At 53.2% G+C, this 18,751-nt stretch carries 22 protein-coding genes; 6 read left to right on the plus strand and 16 right to left on the minus strand.

Going from position 1 to position 18,751, the window contains the following annotated elements:
- The first annotated feature begins 11 nt into the window (after window positions 1-11).
- The 3 genes from BFV65_RS11420 to yciA all read left to right on the plus strand — a co-directional run bounded on the left by BFV65_RS11420 (window position 12) and on the right by yciA (window position 3,412).
- Window positions 12-551, plus strand: coding sequence for a septation protein A (locus tag BFV65_RS11420; protein WP_003856762.1), 540 nt, complete (start codon window positions 12-14; stop codon window positions 549-551).
- Between the two features lie 180 nt (window positions 552-731).
- Window positions 732-2,918, plus strand: a complete 2,187-nt coding sequence (locus BFV65_RS11425) for a TonB-dependent siderophore receptor (RefSeq protein ID WP_069596645.1) — start codon at window positions 732-734, stop codon at window positions 2,916-2,918.
- 98 nt (window positions 2,919-3,016) lie between these two features.
- Entirely contained in the window at window positions 3,017-3,412 is a 396-nt protein-coding gene (gene yciA / locus BFV65_RS11430) for an acyl-CoA thioester hydrolase YciA (protein ID WP_022648341.1), read from the plus strand.
- A gap of 39 nt (window positions 3,413-3,451) precedes the next feature.
- Here the strand turns inward: yciA and tonB are convergent, their stop codons facing one another.
- Complete coding sequence (gene tonB, locus BFV65_RS11435) at window positions 3,452-4,174, minus strand: TonB system transport protein TonB (protein WP_069596646.1); 723 nt, start codon at window positions 4,172-4,174, stop codon at window positions 3,452-3,454.
- 221 nt (window positions 4,175-4,395) lie between these two features.
- Between tonB and BFV65_RS11440 the strand changes: the two genes are divergently transcribed.
- Window positions 4,396-4,692, plus strand: a complete 297-nt coding sequence (locus tag BFV65_RS11440; protein WP_032624111.1) for a YciI family protein — start codon at window positions 4,396-4,398, stop codon at window positions 4,690-4,692.
- Window positions 4,693-5,058: 366 nt separating this feature from the next.
- Complete coding sequence (locus BFV65_RS11445) at window positions 5,059-5,319, plus strand: hypothetical protein (protein ID WP_069596647.1); 261 nt, start codon at window positions 5,059-5,061, stop codon at window positions 5,317-5,319.
- A 205-nt stretch (window positions 5,320-5,524) separates the two neighbouring features.
- On the opposite strand, the gene BFV65_RS22455 is transcribed toward BFV65_RS11445, so the two are convergent.
- From BFV65_RS22455 to BFV65_RS11480, 8 genes are all read right to left on the minus strand, one after another.
- Complete coding sequence (locus BFV65_RS22455) at window positions 5,525-5,746, minus strand: DNA-binding transcriptional regulator (protein WP_071892846.1); 222 nt, start codon at window positions 5,744-5,746, stop codon at window positions 5,525-5,527.
- A 76-nt stretch (window positions 5,747-5,822) separates the two neighbouring features.
- Complete coding sequence (locus BFV65_RS11450; protein WP_069596648.1) at window positions 5,823-6,992, minus strand: phage late control D family protein; 1,170 nt, start codon at window positions 6,990-6,992, stop codon at window positions 5,823-5,825.
- Window positions 6,989-7,453 carry a phage tail protein gene (locus BFV65_RS11455; protein WP_069596649.1) on the minus strand — a complete coding sequence of 155 codons (465 nt, stop codon included), beginning with the start codon at window positions 7,451-7,453 and terminating at the stop codon, window positions 6,989-6,991. The genes BFV65_RS11450 and BFV65_RS11455 overlap by 4 nt, the downstream gene beginning before the upstream one ends.
- A gap of 10 nt (window positions 7,454-7,463) precedes the next feature.
- Window positions 7,464-9,914, minus strand: a complete 2,451-nt coding sequence (locus BFV65_RS11460) for a phage tail tape measure protein (RefSeq protein WP_069596650.1) — start codon at window positions 9,912-9,914, stop codon at window positions 7,464-7,466.
- Window positions 9,904-10,026, minus strand: a complete 123-nt coding sequence (locus tag BFV65_RS11465; RefSeq protein ID WP_006175769.1) for a GpE family phage tail protein — start codon at window positions 10,024-10,026, stop codon at window positions 9,904-9,906. Before BFV65_RS11465 ends, BFV65_RS11460 begins: the two co-directional genes overlap by 11 nt.
- Before the next feature lie 32 nt (window positions 10,027-10,058).
- Window positions 10,059-10,352, minus strand: coding sequence for a phage tail assembly protein (locus BFV65_RS11470; RefSeq protein WP_032658725.1), 294 nt, complete (start codon window positions 10,350-10,352; stop codon window positions 10,059-10,061).
- 56 nt (window positions 10,353-10,408) lie between these two features.
- Window positions 10,409-10,927, minus strand: a complete 519-nt coding sequence (locus BFV65_RS11475; RefSeq protein ID WP_006175773.1) for a phage major tail tube protein — start codon at window positions 10,925-10,927, stop codon at window positions 10,409-10,411.
- 12 nt (window positions 10,928-10,939) lie between these two features.
- Entirely contained in the window at window positions 10,940-12,133 is a 1,194-nt protein-coding gene (locus BFV65_RS11480; protein WP_069596651.1) for a phage tail sheath protein, read from the minus strand.
- A 228-nt stretch (window positions 12,134-12,361) separates the two neighbouring features.
- On the opposite strand from BFV65_RS11480, the gene BFV65_RS23500 reads away from it, so the two are divergent.
- A complete protein-coding gene (locus tag BFV65_RS23500; protein WP_255303433.1) occupies window positions 12,362-12,484 on the plus strand; it encodes a hypothetical protein in 123 nt (40 codons plus the stop codon).
- Between the two features lie 23 nt (window positions 12,485-12,507).
- Here BFV65_RS23500 and BFV65_RS11485 read toward each other — a convergent pair whose 3' ends face one another.
- From BFV65_RS11485 to BFV65_RS11515, 7 genes are all read right to left on the minus strand, one after another.
- Window positions 12,508-13,023, minus strand: coding sequence for a tail fiber assembly protein (locus BFV65_RS11485; protein ID WP_069596652.1), 516 nt, complete (start codon window positions 13,021-13,023; stop codon window positions 12,508-12,510).
- Window positions 13,024-13,025: 2 nt separating this feature from the next.
- Window positions 13,026-14,858, minus strand: coding sequence for a phage tail-collar fiber domain-containing protein (locus tag BFV65_RS11490; protein ID WP_081330546.1), 1,833 nt, complete (start codon window positions 14,856-14,858; stop codon window positions 13,026-13,028).
- 11 nt (window positions 14,859-14,869) lie between these two features.
- Window positions 14,870-15,400, minus strand: coding sequence for a phage tail protein I (locus BFV65_RS11495; RefSeq protein WP_069596653.1), 531 nt, complete (start codon window positions 15,398-15,400; stop codon window positions 14,870-14,872).
- Window positions 15,393-16,301, minus strand: coding sequence for a baseplate assembly protein (locus BFV65_RS11500; protein WP_069596654.1), 909 nt, complete (start codon window positions 16,299-16,301; stop codon window positions 15,393-15,395). Before BFV65_RS11500 ends, BFV65_RS11495 begins: the two co-directional genes overlap by 8 nt.
- A 5-nt stretch (window positions 16,302-16,306) precedes the next feature.
- Window positions 16,307-16,657, minus strand: coding sequence for a GPW/gp25 family protein (locus tag BFV65_RS11505; protein WP_069596655.1), 351 nt, complete (start codon window positions 16,655-16,657; stop codon window positions 16,307-16,309).
- On the minus strand, window positions 16,654-17,295 hold the full coding sequence (locus tag BFV65_RS11510; RefSeq protein WP_069596656.1) for a phage baseplate assembly protein V: 642 nt from the start codon (window positions 17,293-17,295) through the stop codon (window positions 16,654-16,656). The genes BFV65_RS11505 and BFV65_RS11510 overlap by 4 nt, the downstream gene beginning before the upstream one ends.
- Window positions 17,296-17,424: 129 nt before the next feature.
- Window positions 17,425-18,591 carry a hypothetical protein gene (locus tag BFV65_RS11515; protein WP_069596657.1) on the minus strand — a complete coding sequence of 389 codons (1,167 nt, stop codon included), beginning with the start codon at window positions 18,589-18,591 and terminating at the stop codon, window positions 17,425-17,427.
- Window positions 18,592-18,751: the final 160 nt, after the last annotated feature.

Here is an 18,751-nt window from a genome sequence, read left to right on the forward strand (position 1 = left end):
GGGATCGCAGAATGAAGCAGTTTCTTGATTTTTTACCGCTGATCGTATTTTTCGCTTTTTATAAGTTGTACGACATCTATGCCGGCACGCTGGCGTTGATTGTGGCAACGGCTGTGGTGCTGATTTACAGCTGGGTTCGCTATCGCAAAGTTGAAAAGATGGCGCTCATCACTTTCCTGATGGTGGCGGTGTTTGGTGGTCTGACGTTGTTCTTCCACAATGATGAATTTATCAAATGGAAGGTCACAGTGATTTACGGCCTGTTTGCGGGCGCGCTGCTCATCAGCCAGTGGGTGATGAAGAAGCCGCTGATCCAGCGCATGCTGGGGAAAGAACTGACGCTGCCGCAGGCTGTGTGGGGGCGTCTGAATATCGCCTGGGCGCTATTTTTTATTCTGTGTGGTCTGGCGAATATCTATATCGCATTCTGGCTGCCGCAGAATATCTGGGTCAACTTCAAGGTGTTTGGCCTGACGGCGCTGACCCTTATCTTCACCCTGCTCAGCGGCGTTTATATTTATCGCCACATGCCGCAGGATGACAAGCACTGATCCTTCTGGCCAGATCGTCACGCGGTCTGGCCTCTTTTCCCGCCTTCCCTTTTCTCCACAACCTTCCTGCGAAAATGTCTGAATCATGAAGATTTTATGGAGATTGCTGTCGCTTTATTGTAATGAGAATCACTATCATTAATATTCTTCATCGCATTTTTAACAAATGGAAATGAGTTGATGAATAACATAATAAGATTTGCCCCGGCTACACTTACACTCGCCATTCTTTCAACGCTATACCAGAGCGCGCACGCAGCGGAAGATCCTCTCGCCGATGGTGAAACAATGGTCGTTCAGGCAACCGCTGAAGAGGCCCTAAAGCAACAGCCGGGGGTTTCCATCATCACGGCAAAGGACATAGAAAAGGATCCACCGGTTAACGATCTTTCGGAAATTATTCGCAAAATGCCCGGGGTTAACCTCACCGGAAACAGCGCGACAGGCAGTCGTGGTAACAACCGTCAGATCGACATCCGCGGTATGGGGCCAGAGAACACGCTGATTCTGATTGACGGTGTGCCGGTGACGTCACGTAACTCGGTGCGCTACAGCTGGCGCGGGGAGCGCGACACCCGCGGGGACACCAACTGGGTTCCGCCAGAGATGGTTGAGCGTATTGAAGTGCTCCGGGGACCAGCTGCCGCCCGCTATGGTTCGGGGGCTGCCGGCGGCGTCGTCAACATCATTACCAAACGCCCGTCCAACGACTGGCACGGCTCCCTCTCCCTGTACACTAACCAGCCTGAAAATGATAAAGAGGGGGCGACGAAACGCGCTAATTTTGATCTGAGCGGCCCCCTCGCGGGCGATGCGTTAACGATGCGCCTGTACGGGAACATCAACAAAACCGACGCAGATGCTCAGGACATCAACACCGCGCAAAACGGCTCTTACGCCGCCGGGCGAGAGGGCGTACGTAACAAGGACATTAATGCCCTGCTCTCCTGGAAACTCACGCCACAGCAGATTATCGATTTCGACTACAGCTACAGCCGCCAGGGCAATATCTACGCGGGTGATACTCAATACAGCAACAGCAACGTCAGCCCTGACGGTCTGGTGTCGTCCCTGTATGGACACGAAACCAACCGAATGTACCGCCAGTCTTATGGCATTACGCACAACGGCATCTGGGACTGGGGTCAGTCAAAGTTCGGGGTTTATTATGAAAAGACCAACAACACCCGACTGGAAGAAGGCTCTACGGGCAAAGTTGAAGGGATGATCAATAGCGATAAATACGATACCAGCCGGCTGGAGTCATACCGTTCAACGGGTGAACTGAACATTCCTTTCTTCTGGCTGGTAGAACAGACGCTAACCGTGGGTGCAGAATGGAACCGTGATGAACTGAACGATCCGGCCTCAATGCAGTCGACAAATGTGTCGGGAGAAGTGATTAACGGCGTTCCCGGCACGGCTTCTGAGCGCAACAGCAAAAACAGCGCTGACCTCACCGGCATCTATCTTGAGGACAATATTGAAGCGCGTCAGGGCACCAACCTGATCCCAGGGCTCCGCTTTGATTATCACAATCAATTTGGCAGCAACTGGAGTCCGAGCCTGAACCTCTCTCAGGATTTGAGTGACATGTTCAAGGTTAAAGCGGGTATCGCTCGGGTATTTAAAGCGCCAAACCTGTATCAATCCAGCGAAGGCTATCTGCTTTCCACCCGCGGTAATGGCTGCCCGAATAACGTTTCCGAAGGAAGCTGTTATCTGTTAGGTAACCCGGATCTGGATCCGGAAATCAGCGTGAACAAAGAGATCGGCCTGGCCTTTGCCCTGGAAGGCTACGAGGCTGGAATTACCTGGTTCCGCAATGATTACCAAAACAAGATCGTTTCAGGAACGGACGTGCTGGGGCAGACAAGCAGCGGCGCAAATATCCTGCAATGGGAGAACGGTGGTAAGGCCGTTGTTGAAGGGCTGGAAGGCAACCTCACCGTCCCTGTTATTCGCGACACGCTAACCTGGCGTACTAATGCGACGTATATGATTCAGTCTGAAAGTAAAGACACCGGTAATCCGCTGTCGATTATCCCCAAATATACCGTCAACACCATGCTGGACTGGGAGGTTAACAGCAAGCTTTCAGCCAACGTAAGCTGGACGATGTACGGCCGCCAGAAGCCCAGAGAAAACGCTGAAATCCGCAAAGAGGAAAATGCGATGTCCAACAGAGAGATCGGCGCGTATTCCATCGTGGGTATCGGCAGTAACTATCAGCTGACCAAAAACCTGCGCCTGAATGCCGGCATCAGCAACCTCTTTGACAAGCAGATTTACCGTGAAAATGACGGTGCATCTACCTATAACGAACCGGGCCGCGCCTATTACGCTGGCGTAACCATGTCCTTCTGACCTTCAGGCGCCCGCGCTGCGGGCGCTAACCCTATTCTCTCCAGCCAGAAATCATAGTAGCATCCCGCCTGAAGTCTTCAGTTACGAGTTTAAAAACAATGACAACAAATGACGCCCCACAGGGCGAACTGGTTTTACGCACACTGGCAATGCCTGCGGATACGAATGCCAATGGCGATATTTTTGGCGGCTGGTTAATGTCGCAGATGGATATGGGCGGTGCAATCCTGGCAAAAGAGATTGCACACGGGCGCGTGGTAACCGTCCGGGTCGATGGCATGACCTTCCTGCGCCCTGTCGCGGTGGGGGACGTGGTGTGCTGTTACGCACGCTGCGTAAAACGCGGCAATACGTCTATCTCCATTAACATTGAAGTATGGGTGAAAAAAGTCTCTTCTGAACCGATTGGTCAGCGCTATAAGGCGACGGAGGCCCTGTTCATCTACGTGGCAGTGGATAGCGACGGTAAGCCCCGCCAGCTCCCACGGAGCTGATCCTCAGGTAAAAAAAAAGCCTCCTTGCGGAGGCTTCTTTTATTCCATCTGTGCCCCGCCGTTCAGGCGGAAGACAATATTTACAATCAACCCATTGCCGGGTTTACCGGCTTCATAACGCCACCTGCGCATGGCCGATTTAACTTCGCGTTCAAACATATTCGCCGGCTGTGCGGACAGGATTTCCACGTTATCCACACGTCCATCAGCCGTAACGTCGAATTTCACCCGTACACGCCCTTCAATACGTAACGCCTGAGCACGTGCCGGATACTGCGGCTGGTTACGGCTCAGCGCGCGCGGGCCCGCTGGCGCCGTTACCGTCGGTTTTGTCGCGGTCGTGGTGTTACTCATCAGCGGACGTGACGGGGCGGCATTTTCAACCAGCTGCGTGGTGCGTGGCTCAACCGGACGCACTTCGCGTTTCGGACGCTCTTCCACCTTTTTGACCGGCTTGGGTTTTGGCTTCGGCTTAGGTTTCGGCTCTGGCTTATGGATCACCACCGGCGCTTCTTTTGGCGGTTCAGGAATCGGCTCGGGTTCCGGCTCGGGTTCAACAACGGGCTGTGGCGGCGGCGGCGCAACCTGCGGCGGTTCAAGATCCGCGGGCGATACCATGGTCACAGAAATTGGCTGCGCTGGCGCTGGCATTTCAATAACCTGATGAACCGAGGTATAGAGCAGACCCGCCACGACAGCACCGTGAATAACGACGGAAAGCAGCGTCGGCCATGGAAAGCGGCGAGGTAAATCAAGGGTCATCGAAGTCATAATCATCAACGTTAAAAAACCGAACCTCGATTTTAAATGCAAATAGCAATCATATTCAATAAGACACTTTGTCCTGGCGCAATTTAAGCGTATAAGAGGGCAAAAAAGGGGCATCCAGATCAGGGTTTTAACATTGTTATTATCTTTACATTGCAGTCATTTGTGCTTTCACATAACGTAAATGTCACTTTTACCGGTTAAGGAGCTTTGCCGTGCTTTATGTGATTTACGCTGAAGATGTACCTGATTCTCTGGAAAAACGTCTTTCCGTTCGCCCTGCCCATCTGGCGCGTTTACAGCTGCTACAGGATGAAGGTCGGTTGCTGACCGCAGGCCCGATGCCTGCCGTTGACAGCAACGATCCGGGCGCGGCGGGTTTTACCGGCTCCACGGTGATTGCCGAGTTTGAATCTCTGGAAGCCGCGCAGGCCTGGGCAGAAGCAGACCCGTACGTCGCAGCCGGCGTGTACGAGAAAGTCGCGGTTCGCCCGTATAAAAAAGTGTTCTGAAATGAAAGGCTCCCTCAGGAGCTTTTTGAAACGCTTTAACGCAATGAAATAAAAGGATTTATTTCATTCAATGTCCACACATTGACCACATTGACATTGAAGCCCCGCATTTGCGGGGTTTTTGTCTTTATGTTGTGATGAAAAAAGAGGAATGGTCAATGCACATAAATCTCAGTGAAATGTGTAAAAATCAGAGAGTTGCTATACCAGCGAGAGGGCGATTACTAACTATCATTTACTAAAAATGTGTTGTCGACCCCAACATTAATCTCAAGAGCAATCTTATCAGATTGTATTGTTTCATTTTTTCTTGATGGGAGTTAATGTATAACTCGAAATTCCCCGATTTAAAAAGGATTGATTAACATGTCTATCAATGAAAGCGAAATTACTGTTGGTGGAGTTTACAAAACTCCTAACAATCAAGAGCGCGTAGTCGTAGCAATCGAGGACGATATAGTTAAATACTCTCCTCGAGGAGGAAACGTTCAGAATCCATTTGATCAAATGCAGAAATCCAAAAAGGCTACTTTTGCAGACGCATGTTCTGAAAAGATTGCAGATATGCCCCAAGAGGAATTTGATGAAATTGAATCTTTTTTTAAGGGTAGAGGATTAATCAATTAATAGTTGACCCGAACTGACTTGAAATGAATAATTTCTTTTTAACGTTATGATTATAAAAACAATTTTCTTTCAATTAAATTGCCGCAAACTTGACTTGTCGTATGATTGCAATGCCTCTTTGGCATACTTTGTAAAGTCATAGAGTTAAGTTCAGCGCCTCAATTAGATTATGAAAAAGCCCCGCAGTTGCGGGGCTATCTTTTGGTCACTGCCAGTGAATCTGTTGCTGGCCTGACGTTGTCGGATGCGGAGGTGCAGGCACTACCTCACCTGGGGAAACGATAAAGCGTTCGACCGTTTCAGAAGTGACAAATGTGCTACTGCAGTTGATATTTGTGCACTGATGATAACGCTCTTTGGTCGTGTCAGAGAAATAGCGGCTAGTGCGAGCGTGTGCAGCAAAGTGGCATTTTGGACAGTGAAACATGGCGAGCACCTCTTTTAATTTCCGATGCGCTAATTTTAACCATTAAATCCTTGCATAACAAACACTTAAATCATAATTATTGATTTAACTCCTCGCTTTCATACTCCACATCCGAAACCTTAACCTCAAGCTCTAAGCCCGTCGTGTAGCCGTTCCCGTTAAGGTTATGCACCACCCGACTGATTATCCAAGCCTGCTCGTCTATAACGCGCTTAAAGCCTCTAACCGCCACAGGCGTTTCAGGAAATAAATCAGCACGGCCAAACGCCAGCGAGATTGAAAACTCCGCAACCCCTCGCTGTAACTTGTCCCACTTTGCCTGAGCAGCGCGCATGGCCTGCGCCTTTGTCGCGTAGATGGTCGTGAGCTCCAGTACGTTGTCAGACTCACCGACCATGTACTCGCCCTCGCGCGCTTCCTGCTCCTTTTTAGCTTTGGGCTTTGCCGTGGCTTTGGTGGCCTTTGGGTGCTGCAGCGCGCGTAAGTGCTGCTCTTTGGGCTTACGCTTAAGCTTGACCTTTTGCTTTTGCGGCTTCGGGTCTTTGGTGTGCAGCCATTTAGCCGTAACGCCGGTATAGGCTTCGCGGTCAGCAATCGCAAACTGGTGCCGGTCGCCGTCGCCGCGCTCTAAGGTCATCAGCGGAATGGTCCTGCCACTGGCCGTCATGCCGCTCCCGGCTTTCAGGAGCAGCAGTTTTCCCGCTTTTACCGACACCGCCGCACCGTTAAGGTCAGCCAAACGGGAAAGAAACACCGCGTCGGATTCCTGAGTCTGGTCAATGTGAGGTACTGGGATCGCTTTCAGCGTGTCGGCCACGCTGGCCTCCAGTTTATTGCGCGCCGCGATGGTCTCAACAATGACGCCGAGCGTGGTGCCGTGCCATGACTGTTCCCTGCGGGAGTTCAGCGACCCGCGAAAATCAGCGCTGCGCCCCCGGATGGTCAGCATATCAGGCGCGCCCCGGTGCTCGATTTCATCGACCGTAAAGGTGCCTTTTTTTATCAGGGCGCTATCCTGCCAGCCAAGCCACAGCGTTAACGTTGCGCCACGCGGGGGCAGTGCAATTTGCCCGTCGGCGTCATCGAGCTCGATATCGAGCTGGTCGGCCTCGAATCCGCGATTGTCTGTCATGGTCAGGCTGATTAGCCTGTCGCTAAAATCCTGCGTAATATCTTCGTTATCCTGCTTGAGCATAAATGCCGGGGCAATCTTTGCACCAGCCTGAATATTCATACCCGTAATCATCCCGCCAGCCCTCCCAGCCAGTTACCGGCAGACGTGACCAGATTGTCAGCCTGCGTTTTCAGGTCGCCGTAAATTGCCGCGAGCGACTCATCGACCCGTTTCAGCGAGAGGCTAAACTCGATTTTTCTGGCCGCGCCGTCGCTGAATAATTCGCTGTGCGTATGGCTCACCTTATCGATGACATACATGCCGTGGATCATGCCCGTTCCGTCAATCAGCGGCCACGCCCTACCTTCGTCGGCCATCAGCTCGATGGCGGTCAGTGACAGACGGCCGCCGGTGATTTCCGGGTACAGCACGCCCGACAGCGTGCGCGAGGTTTCCCCCTCCCCGAGAAACTGATAGGCCGGGGGTTTGCCGGTGCGGTCATTTGACGCCCAGCGGTACTCTTTCGAATACTGCATTGACTGATGCTGCAGCGTACGTCGTTCAAACACAAATAAACCTAAAACCATTAACATGCTTTAGCCCTCATCCATCGTGACGCATACTTGAGCGCTGACGCGCACGGTTTTGCTGGTCGAGTCTTTCGACAGCTTCGCGGAGCTGCCGGTCAAGGTCTGTACCCGGTGCGATGCCACCATGTAGGGTGATGTTATATTCTGGCTTGCTCTGGTCTACGTAGGTCTTCCCGGCAGGAACCGGCACAGGGTGATACCACTGAGAATCGCCAAATAACGGCGTTGGTCTGATAGCGGACTCTTTACCCGATCCCGTTGCGGCATTGGCTTTTGCGGCTTTCTGGTCAAGGTCGCTCGACTCTTTATTGATTACCCCGAGCTTCTCCAGTAACCAGTTAACGCCGCCGCGCAGTTTGTTAAAACTATTGAGCGGTAACATCAGCGCGTCGGCCAGTGCCTTACCGAACAACACCCCCGCATTTTTGCAGCTGTCGAGCGTCTCCTGCGTTGCCTTAACCGGCGCTATCAGCTTAGTGAACCACTGCCAGACCCCGCGCAGTTTTTCAATGATGGAATCAAACACCGGCGCGAGCGGCGAGAAGATTTCAGCCACCGGCGCAAAGGCCGCTTTAAGCCCCTCCACCACGCCCGAGAAGAATGTGCTGATGGGCTCCCAGTATTTACGGATGAGCAGCGCACCGGCCACCACGGCAGCGACCACAGCGACCACCGGCAGACTGATTGCCCCTAATGCCGCGACAATGGCACTTCCGGCAGTAGTGAAAACGACGCTCAGCATGCCAGCAGCAGCGATAATCGCGTTTATCCCTGCAATGACAGGCCATGCAATCAGACCAATCCCGCCGAGCACCCCAACCAGTGCCAGCCCACCGGCGACAAGGTTAAACAGGGTTTGCGTCAGTTCTGGATTCGCTTTAGCCCATGCAGCCACCTTGCCGAGCCAGTTGGTCGCGGAAACCGTCAGGCGGCGCAGTGCTGAATCTTCTTTTTCGAAAACCTCAATCTGCAGGTCTTCCCATGCCGACTGCAGGTTTTTCAGATCGCCGTCGAGGTTGTCCGTCTGGATTTTCGCAATGTGCTCGGTCGTGCCTTGAGAATCCCGGATTTGCTGGCGCTTATTGTCGAGCGAGCCATCACCGGCAGCGGCGACGAGTTTAATCGCCCCCTTCATGGCCTCTTCACCAAAGATGACTTTCAGGTATTCGCCCTGCTCCGCCGTACCGAGTTTGTTTTTCGCAAAGGACTTGTGAATATCTTTGAGGATTTTCTCGACCGGCAGCATGTTCCCTTTTGAGTCTCGGGTTTTCACGCCTAATTCTGAAATGGCCTCAACGGCCTTACCCATAGGAGCCTGCAGACGGTTGAAAATGGCACTCGCGCCCGTACCGGCCATCGAGCCTTTAATCCCGTTATCAGCCAGAATGCCGAGCATGGCGGTCGTGTCTTCGATGCTCGCCCCTGCAGCCTCGGCAATTGGCGCAACATATTTCATCGCCTCGCCCAGCTCGACGAGGCCGGTGTTTGATGACGTAAAGCCTTTCGTCATCACATCCGCGACACGCTCAATCTCGGTGGTCGGCAGGTTAAATGCCGACTGCATGTTAGTGATAATGTCGGCGGCTTCTGCGATATCCACGTCGGCCGCGAGGCTCAGGTTTACGGTCGAACCGGTCGCAGCCAGCACGTCATCGGCGTTATAGCCCGAGCGTGCGAGCGTGGTCTGCGTGCGCGCTACATCCCCCGGCGAAAAGGCGGTTGTCGCACCGATATCACGCGCCTGTTGACGAATGGCCGCGAGCTTATCGTCGCCCTTATCAAGCCCGAGGATCGCCTGCGTGCCTGACATCTGCTTATCAAAACCGATACCCGGCGCAATAAAGCGTGACGCACCATAAAGCCCGGCGGTCGCCACCCCGACGCCCACCATCCCGGCATTACGCGCACCGGCGGCGAGCTGTTGCCCGGATTCATAGCGGCTTTTTACCGCGCTGAGTCTGGCCTGTTGCTGACTGACGCGCGCCAGTGCATCACGTTGCCGGTTAAGCTGCGCGGTTGTTTCGCTGATGCTGGATTTCAGACGGCGCTCATCCGCCGACAGCGTGCGGGTGTTTATGCCAGCCTGCGCGAGCTCGGTGCGCTGGCGCTGTACCGACTGCCTCAGCCCGTTATATTTGAGCTGCAGGTCAGCGGCGGATTTCTTTGCCGCCTCCATCGCGCGCGCCTGCGCGTTAGTGGGGTTTTCGGTGTTTTTAAACTGGACGGCCAGCGCTGCGGCCTCCTGTTTCGCTTTGTTAAGCGACTTACCGGTCACGGCAAGCTGTGCGCTCGCTTTCCTGAATCCGTCAATTCGGGACGCCTGCGCATTCAGATCGCGCAGGCTGTTTTGAGAAGTGCGGATATCGCCAGCAAGGGATTTACTGGCGTTCTGGATAGCTTTGAGCGGTCGGCTTGCCCGGTCTACTGCGTTAAGCAGCACCTCAAGTCTGACGTTATTGCTCATGGTGGTTTCCGCTTCGCTGCAGCGCCTTATCGCGCCATGTGATGAGCTCGGTCACGCTCAGGGAATAAAGCTCTGATGGCGGCCAGTGAAAAATCACCGCGATATCCGCCATCAGGTCATCGACCGAAAGGTTATCGGGGAACGTCAGCGAGCCGAAGATGGCGACAAAAAACCGACCACCTTACCGGCGAACAAAATCAGGTCTGACGCTTCCAGACGCATGACCTCATGCTCGGTGAGCGCCGGGTACGTCATGCGCGGCAGCACCTTAATCAGCGCATCGACGTCAGAGTTTGCCAGCGAGGCCAGACTCACACCGCGCAGGGTTCCCGCGTTGGGTTTTGTGACGGTCACCTGCTCGATTTTCTGCTCACCGCGCATGATGGGGTTATCGAGGATCACAATGTTTGAGTTTTCGGTTTCGTTGATGTTTTCCATGATGTTGGTCTCGTCAAAGTTAACTGAGCGGCCAGCCTGACTGACCGGTTAAGGGGTTACAGGCCGATGGCCTTACGGTGTTCCGCCAGACGGTCGACGCCGTCGACTTTCATCACCATGTTGATGACGTCAATCTCGATGACCTCTTTGCCGTCAATCGTGAGCTGGTAGTAAGTACACTCGGTCGAGATTTTGGTCGTACCGCTTTCGCCCTGTTTGTTTTCGCCGCCGTCATACTCTTTGTGACGGCCACGCATGACCACCTCAACGGCAGAAATTGCGCCGGTGTCATCGCGCTGGTATGAGCCGGTAAAACGCAGCGGCACGCTATCCGCGCCCGGTGACGCGTACTGCGCCCACAGCTCGATATCAGGCAGACCGCCGAGCGTCCACTCAAGCGACAGCGCGTCATCATCGAGGCCGAGGTCAATCGACACCGAGCCCGGCATCCCGCCGCCACGGTATTTCTCAAGCTTACGGGTCAGCTTTGGCAGGGTGACGGATTCAACGACGCCCATGTAGCTGAGACCGTCGTTAAACATGTTCAGATATTTCAGTTTGCGTGGTAACGCCATGCTCTGAGCTCCTTAGCTGTTGACCGAGTCTGACAGGTTCGCCAGATAGGTATCGGTGATGCGCTGGCGCAGGGTCAGGTTTTCCAGCGGCGGGACGGGGGTGTAGTCGTAATCGATATACAGTTTCCCCGCCTTGAGCGTTTCCACGCTGTTTGACTCCGGGTCGTACCAGCAGGAGCCGTCAACGATATAACCGTTGTTTTTCAGCTCGCGGAATTTCGCATTCATACCGGCGACGATGTCGCGGATAAGCGTCGCGGTGACGGGTTTATCAATCGCCCACGCATGCGCCTCCGCCATCGTGTCGGCAAGCACCTGCGCCGTGCGAGTGTAGTTTTCAAACAGGAAAAGCGGGTCATCTGAGCAGGTACGGTTGCCCCAGAATTTAAACCCGTCGTTACGAATAAGCGTGGTGACACCAGCCTGATTAAGCAGGTTTGCGTCGGTGGCTTTCTCCTGCAAATCCCACGAGACCGAGGCGCTGACGCCGGTGACGCCATTCACGCCGACGTTAGACAGCGTTTTGTGCCAGCCGGTCTCCTGGTCGATTTTAGCGCGCAGGCCGAGCGCGCGGGCGGTCGCCCATGCAATATCGGTATCGTTCGCCGTGGTGTCCCATGCCAGAAAATCAGGGTGAATGACCATCAGTTCGCGCTGGCTGAAATTCTCGCGGTAGGCAATGGCTTCAGAAATGGTCTTGCAGCCCCACGCGCTGATATAGCCAAACGCGCGCAGGCTCTGACAGGTCGCCGCGAGCGCGGTCGCCACTTCCTGAGAATCCAGCCCCGGCACGGCGAGAATGCGCGGCTTAACGCCGGTGACGGTTTTTGCAGCCAGCAGCGCCTTAAGCCCGGTGTATTTGCCGTTTTCGTCGGTGGTGCCGATGATGTTGGAAATGGTCTCTTTCTGCGCCGCCTCCGGGTCTTCCGGGTCGTCGATACCTTCGGCAACACGCACAACCACAACGACCGGCTTGCACTGGTCGGCAATGGCCTGCAGGGATTTTGACAGGGTGCCAAGTTTACCGGCTTTAACGATGGCGTTTTGCACGCTGGTAATCAACACCGGCTCATTAAGCGGGAATGTTGAGTCGTCAGCATCGCTGGCCGTGCAGACCATGCCGATGATGGCCGTCGAGACGGTGGAAATGGTGCGCGTGCCATCGTTAATCTCGATGACCTCGACGCCGTGATGATAGTCGCCCATCTGTTTAACTCCGTGGTTAAGGGGTGCGACTATTTTCTGTTGTGTGTGAGGAGTGAGAAACGAAAGGCCGTTGTGGAAGTGACAGCACAACGCGCAGTGACCGGTTGCCGTGTGAGGAAAGGGTTATTGATCGTTATCAGCGATCAATAACGGTTAATTGATCGCTGATAACCATTATCAATGAAGGGATATTGTCGCTATCGTTGCGCCATTAACGAGGGAGCGAGAATGACAATTTTACTCTGGATTGTTGGTGGTCTGACTGCATGGTGTCTCTTTGGCTTTTGCTGGCTCAGGCTGTTTGCCGGTGATGAAACAGAAAATGACTATGAAGAATGCCCCTACGACTAAACCCGCTTAACGCGGGTTTTTTATTAGCTTTTCGAGGGTGGCTCAGGCCATACAATGTCTTCGGGCTTACTGGTATCAACCCTGTATAGTAATACCCGGTATCTCTTCCACGCCGATAAGTTGGCCTTTTCAGCATCAGTAGCCATCGACTCATCGACGGCACCCTGCAGAACGGAAATGGTAAGCCCCGCATCCTCAATGAGCTGCTTTTGTGTTTGTTCGGCAAGCGTTGCCGCATCAGGCCGGATATCATAAAAAACGCCGTCCGCGTATTTGAAATTCCCTGACACATCATCTGGCACGTTCAGGGGATCGACCTCGTAGACATCGCGCCCCTCCTCCATACCCATATACGAAACATCCTTTTCATAAGCGATGACAATCCCGTCATCATCCAGAGAGACCGCGCCTTTCCAGCCCATTAAGGTTTCATACCAGTCCCGGCCATGTACATCCTGAAAATAGAGTCCGGTGCGCATTACGCCGTTTATTTCAGCATGTTCATATTTATAAATAACTGGATTAATAAACGTATCCATATCTAATCTCCAAGGTTAACCCATGCGCCAGTTTGTTTATTCAGGTACTGCATTTGACGGAAATAAACGCCGAGCTTGCGGCCATCACTTCTGCCGTTCATTTGAATTCCCGTCACTACGCAGCCAGCAGGTGATTCCCAGTTATCAAACCACGTATCAGTCGGGTTTCGGATTTGCTGACCACCCCGGCGGATACCGTTGACAATCCCATATCGCGCATCACATTCGGCTTTCGTGTAAGCGCCTACATTACCTGCAGGGATCGCGATATTTGCCGTACCGTTAAATGACACGCCTGCAATAGTGCGTGCGGTTTGTAATCTGGTTGCACTGGCTGCATTACCTGTCGTGCTCTGGTTCCCGCCAGTATTCACCCCCGGTAAATTAATGTTTGCCGTTCCGTCAAAGGCAACGCCACCAATCGTGCGCGCGGTCTGTAGTTTGGTTGCAGTGGCCGCATTACCTGTCGTGCTCTGGTTCCCGCCGGTATTCACCCCCGGCAAATTAATGTTCGCCGTTCCGTCAAAGGCAACACCACCAATCGTGCGTGACGTCTGTAATTTTGTGGCTGATACTGCGTTACCATTACTGGCTAGTGCGCCTATATCTGCAGGAGTGGGTTTATTGGCCGCGTCATACTGCTTAACCCATCCAGACCACGTCCCGCTGTAGAGCGAACGAATGTACGAGCGGGAGCTGTTATAAATCCGGTAAATCTGCGTGATACCAGCATGCTTATAAACTTCCAGCGAACCAGCGTTAGCCTCTGGATAGTTCCTCCCTGTTTGCGCCTGCGCGTTTGCTGGCTGGTAATACAGTCCCGGCGTGGTGTAGGCATTTAAATCCTCAGCATTACCAATTCCCACAGCCTGACCGTTAAAGATATCCTGCGCGGTAATATTGATATCGGTACTCAGCGCCCGGCCATTGACCTTGCGCCCTGACGGAACGCGACCACTTGCATTGTCATTCGCGGCCTTAACGGCTTTCGGTGTGGCAGCCAGCGCCTCAGACGTGCTGTCGGTCGCGCTGCTGAGCTGGACGATACCCTTTTGCGCCGTTGTGGCGTCCTGAGCCGTGTACTTACCTTTCGCAAGGTCATACGCTGCCTTAACCGCTTTCGGCGTCGCTGCGACGCTCTCAGACGTGCTGTCGGTCGCGCTGCTGAGCTGGACGATACCCTTTTGCGCCGTGGTGGCGTCCTGAGCCGTATATTTACCTTTCGCAAGGTCATACGCCGTCTTAACCGCTTTCGGTGTCGCTGCGACGCTCTCAGACACGCTGTCGGTCGCGCTGCTGAGCTGAGTGAAGCCCTTTGCGGTTAGCGTGGCGTCAGGATGGCGGCGGGACTGCTCATGCTCAGCAATTTTGTCGTCGACGTAGTCCTGCGTTGCCATCACCGTTGAGGTATCAATCGTCAGTTCCACTGACTCGATGTCGCTCACCATGATAACCATACGCACGGTCTGCGCGCGGCCTGACCCCTCCGCCAGCGCAGGCTTGTAGCTTTCGGCCATGTTGCCGACCGCAATCAGCGTGCCGGTGTCATCATAGAGCCCGAGCTCGCGCATCCAGAAACCGCCGGTCTCCGGCGGGATAAGCAGTTCCGCCACAACGTAATTTTTATTCTTTTTGTCCTGGCTGATTTTGTTCAGCGCGTGACGCCAGACCTCTTTGACGAGTTTTGTCTGGTTCGGGTCAGGCACCGGCAGCGTGCCGCCACCGTCACCCACGGCCATCGCCGTCAGGTTCACCTTTTTCCCGTTCGGGAGGGTCGCTGCAGCCAGCTTGATTGCACCGGCTTTGGTGATGACCGTTTTGTATTTCACTCTCACTGTGCTCTCACTTATCCGGGGTAAACCGTGATGATGTCGCCGTCATAGGACAGAGCGCCGGTGTAGAGGTAGCCGGGGATGTCCTGAATAATATTGAGGCCAATTAAATGGCGGCTGGCGGGCTTTGCATCGGCGATAAGCCGCTCCATTTCGTAGTACATTTCCTCGGTGATGCCGGTCTCCAGCACGCCGATATCGAGGCGAAACGTGCCGGGCGGGTCCTTTGTCTCCCACCATTCAGAGACGTTAATCAGGTAGCCGAGCGGCTCCACCACGCGGCGCACTGCGCCAATCGTCCCCTTGTGCGCATGGATAAACCAAGCCGCGCGGATCACTTCCCGCTTTGTGTCCTCCGGCCAGCTCTCATCCCACCGGTCGACGGAAAACGCCCACGCCAGCCACGGCAGCAGGTTTGCCGGGCAGTCGTCAGGGCTCCAGAGACGGCGCAGGGGAACGGGGGTGTTTTCGATTTCAGCGCAGGCGCGCGCCGCCGCGATCTCAAGCGGTGACGAGCCCACCGGCAACAGGCGGGTGTCATTCATCGTTGCCCCCTATGGTGACGCTGTACTCGCTGCACCATGACGCCTGCGTGTCATCGAGCACGATGTCGGCCACCGGCGCGGCCAGCTCGACGCGCTGCACGCCCTCGACGTGTAGCGCTGCATAGATGGCAGATTTACGGATGTCACGCCCGAGGCGGTGCTGCGCGCTGATATACGCCTGCAGCTTTGTTTTTGCCGCACTGAGCACCGGCTCGCTTTCGGGACCTGGGTAAAGGTAAAGCGACGCGGTGATTTTATAGTCGACAATTTTTGCTGACTGCACTGTCACGCGGTCGGCAACCGGCCGGACGTCCTCGTCGTTAAGCGCAGTGCGCACGATGGCGAGCAGCTCGTCAGAGGCGACGCCGTTATTTTCACGCGACAGCACAGACACGGTCACACACGCAGGCGCGGGACTGATGACGGAAATATCTGCGACACGCCCGTCAGCGCTGCGGCCATGAAACTGGTATGAGCCGGTTGAGCCTGCGGTACTCAGCCCCTCAAAAGCCTGTTGAATGCGCAGGCGGTAGTCGGTATTCGACTCCATCACAGCTGGCGTGGGCGGAAACGTCGTGTCGTCTGCAGGCGTGATGACAAGGCGCTCGACGTTATAATTTCCGCCTATCTGATCAAGGTCGGCATCTTCTGCATACGCCAGCATGACCGCACGCGCGGCCTCGTTGACGCGCTGTCGCCAGATAACTTCCCTGTAGGCGTTTTCCTGCAGCAGCTTCACAATCGGCTCTGATTCGAGTGTCAGCGTGCGCGCGACGGCCTCCTGCTGTTCCTCGGGATATAACGAGACGAGCGTCGCCTTACGCTCTGCGAGAATGGTCTCATAGTCCAGCATTTCCACGACATCGGGCGCGGCGAGCTGGTTCAGGTCAACAATTGCCATAGCGTTTAACTCAGTGGAATGGTGAGGGAAAAGAGCTGGCCGCTGGCCGAGCGCGTGCCGGTGATGTCGACATACAGCCCGCCGTCATCCTCCGACCGCTCAAAGGTGATGCTCGTCAGGCTGACGCGCGGCTCCCATTTCTGGATCGCGGAATAACACGCGGCCATAATCTGCAGGCGCAGCGCCGGGGTCTGCGGCTGGTCAATCAGTGCTGACAGGAGCGAGCCGTATTCACGGCGCATGACGCGCGAGCCAACCGGCGTAACCAGAATGTCGCGCACGCTTTGCCTGATGTGCTCGACCTCAGAGATACTGAGGCCGGTCTGGCTGTTCATTCCCAGATAACGCACTATCATTTAGTACCCTCCGTCCAGCTTCCGCCCCGTTCGACGCCGCCGTGGTCGTGGTTATCCACCTGCACGCCGTTTGAGGTAAATGTCCCGCCGGTGTGCTCAATGTTCCCGGACATCTTCCCGCCTTTCTGCACTTCGAGCGTGCCGGTCGTCAGCTTGTTGGTGCATACCACCTCGGGCGTATCGAGCGTGATACGGGTTTCCGCTTTCACCAGCACCACCGGCACGGTGACCGCTATGGACTCAGACGCGGTGACGTCTGCGGTTTTGATGCCTGACACAGTGAGCGCGCCGTTTTCGGGCTCGTACTCAATAACCGCCCCGTCAGGAAAGGAAACGTGAAGCGCATCAGGGGAGGCTGACGGCGCGGGATGGTCATCCGAGAAAATGCCGGGCAGCACAAATGCCGTATCGAGTTCGCCGCCGATCGCCAGCAAAAGCACTTGCTCGCCAACGGATGGAGCCCACCACACCCGCGAGCGACCGGCGCGACTGGTAAGCCAGTTCAGCCAGGTAGTTTCCATGCCGCCGGTCTGGACACGACAAAGCCCCTCGTAGTGGTCGACGTCGGTCACGATGCCGGTGCGGATAAGGTTGCGGATCGCGCGTGCGATTTCCTGCAGAGAATTTAGATTATTCATGGAGAAAGGATGCCGCCGGGCAAGGCCAGCGGCAATCGAGGGGGGTTTTGTGATGTATGAAACAACAGCCTAGCTAATAAGTTGAATCCAGCCTTAGTAAAATTTACTTAGAACATCTACAAAGTAGGTTTACTTTCCGTCTTTCGGAATAACTTTGCCAGCCAACTCCGCAACCGTTGCAGCCCCGTCTAATAAAGAAGGTATATTCTCAGAGGAAAGCTGAATAGGACTAAAAATTAACTTCTCAAATAGCACCCATGATTCCTTATCGGCGCTGCTTTTATTTTTTGTTTCTACGTAATCATGTATAAATTCACATAAACTCAACCTCTGCTCAACTTGCAGCATTTGCGTTTTAATCGCTTTACCTTCAATGTAATACAACCGCATAAAATAAAAAATCAACAACTCGAGTGAAAATATCGGCAAGTAATATGCAATTGCAGTAACGTCAATCTTAACTTCATACAAATTAAACACATGATTCAAAAAAACCAAGGCCGGAATCAATATTAAAACAAAAATAAAATATCTTGTCACACGCGAATTTTCTTTGAATTCATTTTTTTTGGCGCTTAGTAAATTTGAAAATGCCTTGCTAAGTAAAACAAAATTAAAATCACCTTTGTATTCTGTTAATTTATCACAATAACCTTGTAAATCACCCTTTGAACTCTCAGCCTCATTTATTAGGATGCCAATATCTGTTTTATATTGTTCAATTTTCACGCCTCCAATCTCGATCCCCCTGTTAATTTGAGCAGTAAACTTCTCTTCATATCCGCTTACATCATTAGCCATTTTTTTCATGTCATCGAAATCTTTGGATTTTAGCAACCCCATTATCATTGCTGAAGGAAGAGATCGTTCAATCCATATGAACTGAACATTATATTCTGAGGAAGGAGTTAATTTATCTAATCGTTCTAAAACTCTTGTTGATATGAAAGAAGGTGTGCGGTACGAATCTTGATTCCAAAAGTAATACTCATAAACAACTCTCAACAGGTTGCTTAAAAAGTACATTTTATTTAATTTAATCTCCTCAAAACTTGGCCTTGCTCTATCCTCGAGATGTCTTTGATTAAATTGCGTGCATTTGTTAAGCTCATCCCTTCTGTTAACGTACAACCTCCCAAAATACGTCCATGAAAGAGCAATAACAGCATCAACAAGATACTCATCCGATACCATTTCCAAATCATTAGGGATCTTTTCGACATCACCACACTCTGAACGAATGTAATTATTAATCATGTCAAATTCAATTTGATAACTATCATTCCAAAATGTCACTTTCAATCTCCAAATAAACCCAACGTTAATTTAAAACCAACATATCACCTTAAAATCAAAACATTCATAAACCATCAACAAGCCAGCAAGTTACTGAATGCATCATCCAAAAGCCCCTTCCTTAACGAATACTTAAAACACAGGATTTATAAGTTAAACC

Source organism: Enterobacter hormaechei subsp. hoffmannii, from assembly GCF_001729745.1.
Lineage (GTDB): Bacteria > Pseudomonadota > Gammaproteobacteria > Enterobacterales > Enterobacteriaceae > Enterobacter > Enterobacter intestinihominis.

What these genes read in the sequence shown, in the direction of transcription:
- BFV65_RS23500 (WP_255303433.1), top strand. Translation starts at nt 12,362, where the DNA reads ATGACAATTTTACTCTGGATTGTTGGTGGTCTGACTGCATGGTGTCTC.
- yciA (WP_022648341.1), top strand. Translation starts at nt 3,017, where the DNA reads ATGACAACAAATGACGCCCCACAGGGCGAACTGGTTTTACGCACACTG.
- BFV65_RS11425 (WP_069596645.1), top strand. Translation starts at nt 732, where the DNA reads ATGAATAACATAATAAGATTTGCCCCGGCTACACTTACACTCGCCATT.
- BFV65_RS22455 (WP_071892846.1), bottom strand. Translation starts at nt 5,746, where the DNA reads ATGTTTCACTGTCCAAAATGCCACTTTGCTGCACACGCTCGCACTAGC.
- BFV65_RS11505 (WP_069596655.1), bottom strand. Translation starts at nt 16,657, where the DNA reads ATGATAGTGCGTTATCTGGGAATGAACAGCCAGACCGGCCTCAGTATC.
- BFV65_RS11420 (WP_003856762.1), top strand. Translation starts at nt 12, where the DNA reads ATGAAGCAGTTTCTTGATTTTTTACCGCTGATCGTATTTTTCGCTTTT.
- BFV65_RS11470 (WP_032658725.1), bottom strand. Translation starts at nt 10,352, where the DNA reads ATGGAAAACATCAACGAAACCGAAAACTCAAACATTGTGATCCTCGAT.
- BFV65_RS11475 (WP_006175773.1), bottom strand. Translation starts at nt 10,927, where the DNA reads ATGGCGTTACCACGCAAACTGAAATATCTGAACATGTTTAACGACGGT.
- BFV65_RS11480 (WP_069596651.1), bottom strand. Translation starts at nt 12,133, where the DNA reads ATGGGCGACTATCATCACGGCGTCGAGGTCATCGAGATTAACGATGGC.
- BFV65_RS11485 (WP_069596652.1), bottom strand. Translation starts at nt 13,023, where the DNA reads ATGGATACGTTTATTAATCCAGTTATTTATAAATATGAACATGCTGAA.
- BFV65_RS11465 (WP_006175769.1), bottom strand. Translation starts at nt 10,026, where the DNA reads ATGGCGGATATCGCGGTGATTTTTCACTGGCCGCCATCAGAGCTTTAT.
- BFV65_RS11455 (WP_069596649.1), bottom strand. Translation starts at nt 7,453, where the DNA reads ATGTTAATGGTTTTAGGTTTATTTGTGTTTGAACGACGTACGCTGCAG.
- BFV65_RS11495 (WP_069596653.1), bottom strand. Translation starts at nt 15,400, where the DNA reads ATGAATGACACCCGCCTGTTGCCGGTGGGCTCGTCACCGCTTGAGATC.
- tonB (WP_069596646.1), bottom strand. Translation starts at nt 4,174, where the DNA reads ATGACCCTTGATTTACCTCGCCGCTTTCCATGGCCGACGCTGCTTTCC.
- BFV65_RS11460 (WP_069596650.1), bottom strand. Translation starts at nt 9,914, where the DNA reads ATGAGCAATAACGTCAGACTTGAGGTGCTGCTTAACGCAGTAGACCGG.
- BFV65_RS11445 (WP_069596647.1), top strand. Translation starts at nt 5,059, where the DNA reads ATGTCTATCAATGAAAGCGAAATTACTGTTGGTGGAGTTTACAAAACT.
- BFV65_RS11450 (WP_069596648.1), bottom strand. Translation starts at nt 6,992, where the DNA reads ATGATTACGGGTATGAATATTCAGGCTGGTGCAAAGATTGCCCCGGCA.
- BFV65_RS11500 (WP_069596654.1), bottom strand. Translation starts at nt 16,301, where the DNA reads ATGGCAATTGTTGACCTGAACCAGCTCGCCGCGCCCGATGTCGTGGAA.
- BFV65_RS11510 (WP_069596656.1), bottom strand. Translation starts at nt 17,295, where the DNA reads ATGAATAATCTAAATTCTCTGCAGGAAATCGCACGCGCGATCCGCAAC.